The 10,673-nt window shown below is 48.8% G+C and carries 7 protein-coding genes and 2 pseudogenes; 5 read left to right on the forward strand and 4 right to left on the reverse strand.

Annotation, left to right across the window (positions count from 1 at the left end):
• Positions 1 to 518: 518 nt before the first annotated feature.
• The 3 genes and pseudogenes from JCM12259_RS11525 to JCM12259_RS17785 form a co-directional block, all read right to left on the reverse strand.
• A complete protein-coding gene (locus JCM12259_RS11525; protein WP_036889009.1) occupies positions 519 to 2,054 on the reverse strand; it encodes an Lcl C-terminal domain-containing protein in 1,536 nt (511 codons plus the stop codon).
• A gap of 28 nt (positions 2,055 to 2,082) precedes the next feature.
• Positions 2,083 to 2,277, reverse strand: a complete 195-nt coding sequence (locus JCM12259_RS11530; protein ID WP_025066569.1) for a hypothetical protein — start codon at positions 2,275 to 2,277, stop codon at positions 2,083 to 2,085.
• 472 nt (positions 2,278 to 2,749) lie between these two features.
• A pseudogene (locus JCM12259_RS17785) lies at positions 2,750 to 4,377 on the reverse strand (beta-N-acetylhexosaminidase).
• Between the two features lie 436 nt (positions 4,378 to 4,813).
• On the opposite strand from JCM12259_RS17785, the gene JCM12259_RS11540 reads away from it, so the two are divergent.
• From JCM12259_RS11540 to JCM12259_RS11560, 5 genes are all read left to right on the forward strand, one after another.
• On the forward strand, positions 4,814 to 5,419 hold the full coding sequence (locus JCM12259_RS11540) for a riboflavin synthase (protein WP_025066570.1): 606 nt from the start codon (positions 4,814 to 4,816) through the stop codon (positions 5,417 to 5,419).
• 197 nt (positions 5,420 to 5,616) lie between these two features.
• Positions 5,617 to 6,960 carry a TolC family protein gene (locus JCM12259_RS11545; RefSeq protein ID WP_025066571.1) on the forward strand — a complete coding sequence of 448 codons (1,344 nt, stop codon included), beginning with the start codon at positions 5,617 to 5,619 and terminating at the stop codon, positions 6,958 to 6,960.
• Positions 6,961 to 7,079: 119 nt separating this feature from the next.
• A complete protein-coding gene (locus tag JCM12259_RS11550) occupies positions 7,080 to 8,264 on the forward strand; it encodes an efflux RND transporter periplasmic adaptor subunit (protein WP_025066572.1) in 1,185 nt (394 codons plus the stop codon).
• 115 nt (positions 8,265 to 8,379) lie between these two features.
• The gene (locus JCM12259_RS15335) at positions 8,380 to 9,018 is read left to right on the forward strand and encodes an ABC transporter ATP-binding protein (protein WP_234396605.1); all 639 of its coding nucleotides are present in this window, start codon (positions 8,380 to 8,382) and stop codon (positions 9,016 to 9,018) included.
• Positions 9,019 to 9,021: 3 nt separating this feature from the next.
• Positions 9,022 to 10,260 carry an ABC transporter permease gene (locus tag JCM12259_RS11560; RefSeq protein WP_025066573.1) on the forward strand — a complete coding sequence of 413 codons (1,239 nt, stop codon included), beginning with the start codon at positions 9,022 to 9,024 and terminating at the stop codon, positions 10,258 to 10,260.
• Between the two features lie 229 nt (positions 10,261 to 10,489).
• Here the strand turns inward: JCM12259_RS11560 and JCM12259_RS16820 are convergent.
• Positions 10,490 to 10,673: pseudogene (locus tag JCM12259_RS16820) on the reverse strand (DUF6261 family protein); the annotation flags it as partial.

A 10,673-nucleotide genomic window follows, 5' to 3' on the forward strand; every position in this document is an offset into this window, starting at 1 on the left:
GAGCGGACCCAACACCGCCGTGAGTTTCCCCACTTTGGCCTCGTTGCAAAGCTGCAACACGCGCGACGCAAACTGATAATGCTCCATGTTTTGGAGCAACTGTTTGTGAAGTTGTTTAATTTCCATAGTTTTAAAATTGATTAGATTATAAAATAAGCTATCCCTCCGGGGGGAAACGCTGCTTTCGCGGTTTTTTGATTTTCCCTCCGGGGGGAAATGCTGTTTTCGCGGTTTTTTGATTTTCCCTCCGGGGGGAAATGCTGTTTTCGCAGTTTTTTGATTTTCCCTCCGGAGGGAAACGCTGTTTTTGCGGTTTTTTTGTTTTCCCTCCGGGGGAAACGCTGTTTTCGCAGTTTTTTCGTTTTCCCTCCGGAGGGAAACGCTGTTTTCGCGATTTTTTGATTTTCCCCCCGGAGGGAACGCTGTTTTTTCGCAATTTTCAGTTCCTCACTTGCGGCCGAAACGCCGTTTTTCTCATTTTGGAGCTTTCGGCCGCGGCCGACGAATCAATCGCTGACTCACTGCGCTTTCCAAAGCCGGAACCCGTTGTTGCGAAGGTTATCACTCACGTTCACGTCACCGAAGGAGAAGTCCAGAGCGCACGCGTTGCCCGTCCCTGTGGGAGAAGGCGTACTCGACCAGTAGTAGCCACGGTCAACATCAATCAGCGTACCATTTATGTAGAAACCGGACGCGGGGAGGTAGAAGTAATCTTTTATGTTGCCAGGCTTACCGTGATTCGTATCACTATTGGTAAAGTAGGGAGCTGTAGTGCGGTAATCTGTGCCATTATAGTTGGAGGCGGTAAAGCCCAATATGTGGTCCTTTTTCTTAAACCACATGCCGCACTGGTAGAGGTGCCCCATCATTGTCCAGAGTTCGTCGCCATCGTCATAGTGTGGATCGCCTTGCATAGCATACCAAATGCATTCGTTCGCGTTGGGGCAATCCTTACAGCTGCGGTTGGCAGAGGGGCAAGGCCAAGAAGCGTCTTCTCTATACCAGCGAGAGTCAGTATTTGTTTGAGGATAATTACCGTCAGGTATTCCGTTGGAATCAAGATGACCATACCAATAGGGCTTGTCTGCAGCGGCATCCCACATGTAATAACCTGCGGCAGAATAATCGGGGGGCAGATTTTGCGAAATCTTCTTGTTCTTGCCTTCGGTAAAAGTTACAGTGCCGGGATATTGCTTCGTAACGGTTCCGGTTTGGTTGGTGATGGGATTGTGGAGTGTGTAAATTACGATAAAATTGGTGTAGCTGCCCGGAGCGATGACTGCGGTAGCGGCATTGGTCGTGGGCGTAGCCGTAGCAGGGATGGGAAAGTTGTTCAACGTGAGTTCCACGACTTTGTTGGCTGCGGTGGGTGCGGGACGTGAGCCGACATCAATACCATTGTCGTTGAAATCGAATGTGCCGCAAAGGGCTTGGTCGGCCATTATTGTAATCTTTTGGATAACGAAGTCGGCCGCCACCCTATTAGAGTTGTAGGGTAGGAACGTGGCATAGGCGGCCTTGTGGTCGAGCGTGAAGCCGTATGTCTCGCTGCCTACGGGCTTGGTGGCTGTGGCTACACCGCAGTCGCCATCTTCGCCGATATGACTCGCATCGTTGGGCACGGTTTGTGCCTGGTTTGCCTTAATGGTTACTTTGTTGCTTGCTCCGTTCTTACCTGTATAACGAACGGGATAGCTCGATGCTGTGAAGGTGCCGGCAAACCAGAATTTGGCCTTGGCTACTCGTTTCACCGCAGTAGTCGGCATAGTGGGATGTAATTCGAGCGTCGAGTTTATATTGTTCTTTGAATCTTGTGTCAGCGCGCCGTTGTTGACCCACAGACGGTCGCCGGCAGTCCAAAAGAAGTTTAGGCCTCCGTTGTCGTATTCGGCGGTGGTGCGAGTCGCGTTATTTTCTTCTACGAAGCTGGTGAGACCCTCGGTGCCTGGCTCCTGTTCGTTATCTTTACTTGCTGTGTCGTCGTTGGCGCAGCCGGCTGTCAACAGCAATCCTGCCACCAACAGCACCCATGTTTTGATCGTCTTCATGTTCATGTAATCTTTCTTTTCTGTTTTACTTAAATTAATCCCAAAGGTTTTCCTCGTCCTCGTCAAACCAGCCTTGCTTGGCATTGAGTTCGTCGCCGTCGTCCTCGGCCTTTTTATGTCCGCCGTTGTTGGGGAACGAGGTGTCCATCAGTTCGCTGTGAGTCTCCAAGCGGATGGCCTCGATTTCGGGCTTCGCATAAGCCCATCTCTCTAATTGTTTTTGTTTCATAATCGCTATGTTTTGAGTGAATAATTCGTGAAAAATTCCCCCTTTCCAAGTTGGCAAAAGGGCATGAAAAGAAGAACAAAGGGAACTCTGAGAAGCCCTTTGTTTATTGGGGTTTAGTCGTCTCCCCTCGCGCGCGCGTAGGGTGAGACGTGAAAGGCGTCTACGCCAGGTAAGATGTGTGTGTGTGTGTGTGTGTTAAGACTTTTTCCGAGATATGCAAATATAAAGCGTTAAAAGATGCAAGAGAAGCGGAGTTCTTTTGCATCGCAACGCCGTTTATATTTGTCCTTTTGATCATATATAATAACTATCAACTGTCAATTATCAACTATCAACTGTCGAAGACGGCGGCAAAGGTAGATAATTAATCTTAAACGTGCAAATTTTCTATCAAGAAATTGCCCTGCGAAAATAATCTTTTCGCAGGGCAACGCCATGAATTTAAAAGGTTATAGGAGTTCCCTACCTTTTTTTATTCCATCTTTCCAACAGTGAATCCATACATCCGATACATGTCCATCAGGCGTGCGAGACGCTGCTTGAAAGCATCATAATTCTTTTGATTAGACGGGATCCACTGTATCTCCGAAATAGCGGCCATGCGCGGAAGCACCTGATACTCGATCAATCCTTTGTATGCAATATACTCGGTCCAAAGATTTGCCTGCACGCCGAAGATGTGTTGCTTGGCTGCATCGCTGAGATTCTCGGGCACGGGTTCGAATGAATAAACCTTGCTCAACGGCAGATAACCGCCGATCAACAGCGGTTCGTGCTGCCGATCTTTCGCCTGATAATGATCGAAATAAGCATAACTATTGGGCGACATGATCACATCGTGACCCTTTTCCGAGGCTTTCAGTCCGCCTTCCATACCTCTCCACGACATGATGGTGGCGCTCTTGTCGACGTTGCCTTCAAGAATTTCGTCCCAACCGATCATCTTGCGACCCTTGCTGTTGAGATATTTCTCCACGCGAGTCATAAAATAGCCCTGCAATTTGTCTTCTGCCGACATCTTCCCATCAGCCACGAGATGCTCATCTTTGATGCGCTGCTGACATTTGGGACAGCTCTTCCAGCGGGTTTTCGGCGCTTCGTCGCCACCGAGATGAATATATTCCGAGGGGAAGATGTCCAACAATTCATCGAGCACACCATTCACGAAATCGAATGTCTTATCGTTGCCGGCACAGAGAATGTCGTCAAACACGCCCCACAACGGACTCACCTCATACGGTCCGCCGGTGCAACCCAACTGCGAATAAGCGGCCAAGCGCCCAACATGTGACCCGGCATATCGATTTCGGGAATCACCGTGATGTAACGTTCCTTGGCATAACGCACGATTTCGCGGGCTTCATCCTGCGTATAGAAACCTCCGTAAGGCGTGTCATCAAACACATTTGAATTGCGCCCCAAGACGGTTTTCTTACGCACCGAACCGATTTTAGTCAGCTCGGGATACTTTTTGATTTCGATGCGCCACCCCTGATCCTCGGTCAGATGCCAGTGAAACACATTCATATTGTGCAGCGCGAGCAGATCGATATATTCTTTTACGACACTCACCGGGAAATAATGCCGCGCACAATCCAACATCATTCCTCGATAAGAGAAACGCGGCGTGTCGGTGATAATCACAGCAGGCAGTTTCAGACTTACCGTATTTTGCACGATGGGTAATGCTTTTCGGAGCGTCTGAATACCGTAAAACACACCCTGAGAAGATGCTCCTGAGATTGTGACTCCTTTCTTGTTGACAATTAGCTTATAAGCCTCGCTTCCCGAAACTTTCTTATCCAAAACCAGACTGATGTCTGCCATTTTGCTGCGAGACTTTGTCGACAAATCCAACGATAGGCCCGTAGATTCCTTGATATACTCCGCCAGGAACTCGGCATTGCGCTTCATCTCGGCGTTTCCACCCGGATAAACGATCTTGGTGTCGGCAGAAAGCACGAAAGCATCCCCCTTTTGCATCACAACCGAACGGGGCAACGGCACCACATGATAGTCGGCCACACCTTCTGCGGCAGTTGTCGGCAGGCAGAACAGGGCGCCCACGACTGCCGAAAATAAATTAAATAAACACTTCATACGATAGTTTTATAGTTTAGGAATTAAATCTTTGTCAAAGTTAGTATATTGCACCGAACTATCGAAAGCGGTGAATTGAAATTTAATAATCTTTCACGTTGAAAGCAAACAGGGTGGATTTTCCGCTCCAAATATTTGGCGCATTGGGGGAAATGGCCTACCTTTGCATAACGAAAAGGAGATCACATGAGGGTTGTATCGATTCGATCGGGATACTCATCAAATAAAATAGAAAAACCGAGACAGCTTCTTTTGCTGATGGCGGGCCACAAACAACCTTCGGGGACAAGCTGCAAAGCCGGTGGATTACAAAGGCGGAGGGCTCTCAAATCTTATATTGCTCGGAGTTTCATCACATCATCGATATGACCCTTTTCACAAAAACGGCAGACCCTGTTCTGCCGTTTTCGCTTTCAAAAATTCAATTTTAATAACTATGTTTTCCGGTATTGTAGAAGAGATGGCCACAGTCACGGCCATTCATAAAGAGAAAGAGAATATCGATTTCAGTTTGAAGTGCACTTTCACCGATGAATTGAAGATCGATCAAAGTGTGAGTCACAACGGCGTTTGCCTGACAGTGGTCAAGATCGAAGGCGATGTCTACACGGTAACGGCGATGAAAGAAACGATCGACCGGTCTAATCTCGGGCTGCTCCAAGTAGGCGATCACGTCAACGTAGAGCGTTCGATGCTGATGAACGGGCGTTTGGACGGACATATCGTGCAAGGACACGTGGACGGAACTGCCATTTGCACGAAAATGGAAGATGCCGACGGCTCCACGTATTTCACCTTTGAATATCCATTCGATAAGGAGATGGCGCGCCGCGGATATTTCACAGTCGACAAGGGATCTGTAACCATCAATGGCGTGTCTCTCACGGTCTGCACACCAACGGAGAACAGTCTCACCGTGGCCATCATACCCTACACGCGCGAGAACACTAACTTCTGTGATATGCAGATTGGCTCGGTGGTCAACTTGGAGTTCGACATTCTGGGCAAGTATATAGCCCGACTGCAAAGTCTCAACAACTAAGACAATAAGACAAGGATGATTTCGAGCTGTCGGAATCATCCTTTTTATACCCTCTCTATGATGATAGACAGCAATCAGAATACAAACGTTTGTTAAGAATCCGAATGTTTGATAAACTTTTTACGACGATTCTAAGTCTAACCAACAAAATAATCTTCGGCGCGCCGGAGTTTGTCAATTACAAAACAGAATATTTTATGAAGAAATCTCGGATCACCGCATTGGCCGGATTAGTGCTTGCCGTTTTTCCAACGACAAGTCAAGCCAAGCAATGGACTTTAAAGGATTGCATCCAGTATGCCATGCAAAACAACATCACGATTCAGAAAAACCGACTCTCCAAGCTCAGTGCCGAAGAAGACGTGCTGCAATCGAGAGCGGCATTATTGCCTTCGTTAAACGCCAGCACGTCGCAATCGGTCACTTATCGTCCGTGGCCCGAGACGGGGAGCTCGACAGTGGCCGGAGGCTATGTGCAGTCGAGTATAGACAAGGTCTACTATAACGGAAGTTACAGCGTGAGCGCCAATTGGACCGTGTGGAACGGCAATCAAAACCGCAACACCATCAAACGAAACCAACTCTTGGCGAATCAAGCCGCATTGGATTCGGCTGTGACGGCCAACTCCGTGCAAGAACAGATCGCCCAACTCTATGTGCAAATTCTCTATTCCACAGATGCCATCGCTGTGAATCGACAAAGTCTGGAAACAAGTCGAAAGAATGAGGAGCGCGGACGTGAAATGCTTGCCGTGGGAAAAATGAGCAAGGCCGACTTGGCACAGCTCACCGCGCAGCGTGCACAGGACGAATACAACATCGTGGCTGCCGAAAGCAATCTGAGAAACTACAAGCGACAACTCAAACAACTGCTGCAAATCACTGACGACGAAGCCTTTGATGTCGTCATTCCGACCACCACCGACGAGATGGCTTTACAGCCAATCCCTGCACTGAACAGCGTTTACCTCGCCGCATTGGAGCAGCGTCCCGAGATCAGAAACGGCAAATTAGCCATCGAAAGCAGCAACCTCAACATCAAGATTGCCAAAGCACAGGGCTTGCCCACCATCAGCATGAATGCCGGCGTGGGCACAAACACCACATCGATGAGCAACAATGCATGGGGCACGCAACTCAAAACCAACTTTGATGTGATGGGCGGCGTGACGGTGAGCGTTCCCATTTTCGACAACCGGTCGAAGAAGACAGCAGTCAACAAAGCCATCATCCAGCGACAGAACAATATGCTCGATCTGCGCGACAAACAGACACAGCTCTACTCCAATATCGAGAATTATTGGCTCGAAGCCACGACCAATCAAAACAAATTCCGCTCGTCGCAAGTCAGCGTAGCCAGTGCGCAAGAGAGTTACGACCTGTTGAGTGAGCAATTTCGCCTGGGGTTGAAGAACATTGTCGAGTTGATGACCGGAAAAACCAATCTGCTCACCGCACAACAGAATAAACTGCAAAGCAAATATCTCACCATCTTGAATATAGACTTGTTGAACTTCTATCAGACAGGAGAATTAAAGTAGAATCGACCTGCAATGGTTTGAAATGGACTAAAAAGTGAATAGAAACAGTGTTTCTAACATGAAATGGAATGAAAACAAGATAGCGTAACAAAACAAGAGGATAAAAACGAGAGAGAGAGATGAAAAAAATCAGTAAAATTTGGATAGGCGTCGGTCTTTTGATGATCGCAGCGCTTGCTGTTTGGTTGTTTTCAAACAACAAAAAGCCAGAAGAGGTTTCGTTTGAAACGGCCCGGGTGGCTCCGGCCAATATTCAGAATAGCATCACGGCCACAGGAACCATCGAGCCGGTGACATCTGTCACCGTGGGCACACAGGTGAGCGGCATCGTCAGCAAATTGTATGTGGACTACAACAGCGTGGTGAAAAAAGGACAGGTGATTGCCGAACTCGACAAGACCAATCTCACCAGCGAACTGAATACAGCCAAAGCTAATCTGGCCAGTGCTCAAAGCGCGCTGGCTTACCAGACGGCGAATTTCAATCGCTATAACGCACTTTATAAAAAAGGATTGATCAGTGCCAATGACTACGACAACGCACAGCTCACTTATAAGCAGGCCCGTGAACAAGTGGCTCAATCGAAAGAAAACGTGCGCCGGGCACAAACCAATTTAGGGTATGCCACAATCACTTCGCCCATTGATGGTATCGTGCTGTCCAAAAGCGTAGAAGAAGGTCAGACGGTGGCCGCCAGTTTCTCCACACCCGAACTCTTCACCATCGCCAAAGACCTGACCAACATGCAGGTGGTGGCCAATGTAGACGAGGCCGACATCGGCGATGTCAAACAGGGCGAACGCGTTTCATTCACCGTAGACGCTTACCCCGACGACACGTTTGAAGGCACAGTGACACAAGTCAGACAAGAGGCAAAGACGACGAATAATGTCGTGACCTATGAAGTGGTCATCAATGCACCCAACGCTGAATTGAAACTCAAACCGGGTCTCACTGCCAATGTCACCATTTACACAGCCGAGCGACAAGGCGTGTTGAGCGTCCCAAGCAAAGCCTTGCGCTTCACACCCACAAAAGAGACGGTGGAAAACAAGCAAATCATCGACACAAACGGCAAAAACAAAGTGTGGACCATCGAAGGCAACACCCTCAGAGCACACGCCGTAAATATCGGAATGACCGATGGCACACACACGCAGATTGTCAGCGGAGTGACCCAAGGACAGAGCGTGATCACAGAGATAAAAGTGACAGACAATGCCGACAGCAATCCAAACAATGAAGGAAAAGAGAGCAGTCCCTTTGCACCGGGACCACCCAAAAAGGATAACAAGAAAAAATAAAGATGGATAACAAGAAAACTGTCATTGAACTTCAAGATGTGAAACGCGACTTCCTCGTCGGCGACGAAATCGTGCATGCGCTGCGAGGCGTATCGTTCAAGATTCACGAAGGCGAATTCGTAACCATCATGGGCAAGTCGGGTTCGGGAAAATCCACACTTCTCAATCAATTGGGATGCTTAGACACGCTACCAGCGGCGAATATTACCTCGACGGAGTGGCCGTCCGCACGATGTCGAAATCAGAACGGGCTGTGCTTCGCAACCGTAAAATCGGATTTATTTTCCAAAACTATAATCTGCTGCCCAAGACCACCAGTGTTGAGAATGTCGAACTCCCCTTGATGTATAACAGCGCGGTGACCGGCAAAGAACGATTCGAACGAGCCGTGGAAGCCTTGAAAGCTGTGGGACTCGGCGACAGACTGTATCATAAATCCAACCAAATGTCGGGCGGACAAATGCAACGTGTTGCTATCGCTCGCGCACTCGTCAACAATCCTGCCGTGATCTTAGCCGATGAAGCAACAGGCAACCTCGACACCAGAACGAGCTTCGAGATCCTCGTCTTGTTCCAAAAACTGCATGCCGAAGGGCGCACCATTATTTTTGTCACGCACAATCCCGACATCGCCCACTACTCCAGCCGCAACATCCAATTGCGCGATGGGCGCGTGATCAACGACGAACACAACAAGCATATCATGTCGGCAGCCGAAGGATTGGCAGCTTTACCTCCAAACTCAGACGAATAATATATGAATTACGGAAATCTTTTCAAAATAGCCTTGCGGGCCATCGCAGCCAACAAAATGCGGTCATTCCTCACCGCATTAGGCATCATCATTGGTATCGCGTCGGTCATCACCATGCTCGCCATCGGTCAGGGCACTAAGCGGAGCATTCAAGCCAATATATCGGAGATGGGCAGTAATATGATCATGATCAGTCCCGGAGCCGACATGCGAGGCGGAGTCAGACAAGATGCCTCGTCGATGGAGACATTGAAGATGTCTGACTATGAGAGAATCAAGGATGAATGCGACTATATCAAAGCCATCAGCCCTGTGGTCACCAGTAGCGGACAATTCATCTTCGGCAACAACAACACGCCGTCGACTATCTATGGCGTCAATCGCGAGTATCTGGAAATACGACAGCTCAGTGTTGAAGACGGCGAAATGTTCACCGATGCCGATATCAAGACCAGTGCTAAAGTATGCGTGCTCGGACAAACCGTGATCGACAATCTTTTCCCCGACGGAAGCGATCCTATTGGCAAGGTCGTCCGATTCAATTCCATCCCGTTTCGTGTCGTAGGCGTATTGAAAAAGAAAGGCTACAACTCAATGGGCATGGATCAAGACGACTTGGTGCTGGCCCCTTACACAGCTGTCATGAAACGCATCCTCGCTCAAACTTACCTCGGCGGAATCCAATGCTCAGCCATCACCGAGGGTGTGACCGAAAAAGCTACAGCACAGATCACCGAAATACTCCGACATAACCACAAACTGAAAGACGCAACCGACACATCAGAAGCCGATGCTGATGACTTCAATATTCGGTCGCAAGAAGAATTGTCAAGCATGATGAACTCCACCACCAACATGCTCACGATCCTACTCGGTTGCGTGGCAGGTATTTCACTGATCGTCGGTGGAATCGGAATCATGAACATCATGTACGTCAGCGTTACCGAGCGCACACGTGAGATCGGGCTTCGCATGAGCGTCGGCGCCCGCGGCATCGACATCCTCAACCAATTCCTCATCGAAGCCATCCTCCTCAGTGTCACGGGCGGCATCATCGGCGTCTTCCTCGGCGTCGGCGCATCTTATGCAATCAATATACTTGCCCACTGGCCAATCTTCATCCAGGCTTGGACAATCGTCATGAGTTTTGCCGTCTGCACTTTCACAGGCGTTTTCTTCGGTTGGTATCCCGCCAAAAAAGCTGCGCTGTTAGATCCCATCGAAGCCATTCGCTATGAATAATCCGCCACTCATCTCCCCCAATTCTTACAGCTTTCGAATTATGGCGTAAAAAATGTGTAGGTTTTTCAATTCCCAACCTACCACATCTTCCATTCCCCCCTCCAGCAAAGTAAAAGGGTGAAAAGTATGTCTCAACATCTTTTCACCCCTTTCATCCTTTCACCTTTTCACTTTTTCACCTTTAATTCGCCTTTTCACCCTTTCACCTTTTCACCTTTAATTCTCCTTTTCACCCTTTCACTTCTTTCAGCTCGTCCTTCTCGCGCACAACCCACATCGTTCGTTTGGGATCAGTGCTGTAAGCCAGCTCATAGGCCTTGCTCTTACCCGTTCCTTTGGTTTTGCCGGTGAAGGTGAGGACATTGGGGGCGATGCCGTTTGCTTCTTCGAATTTGCGGATCAGCGGCTCGAGC

It is taken from the genome of Hoylesella enoeca JCM 12259 (assembly GCF_000613405.1).
GTDB lineage: Bacteria > Bacteroidota > Bacteroidia > Bacteroidales > Bacteroidaceae > Prevotella > Prevotella enoeca.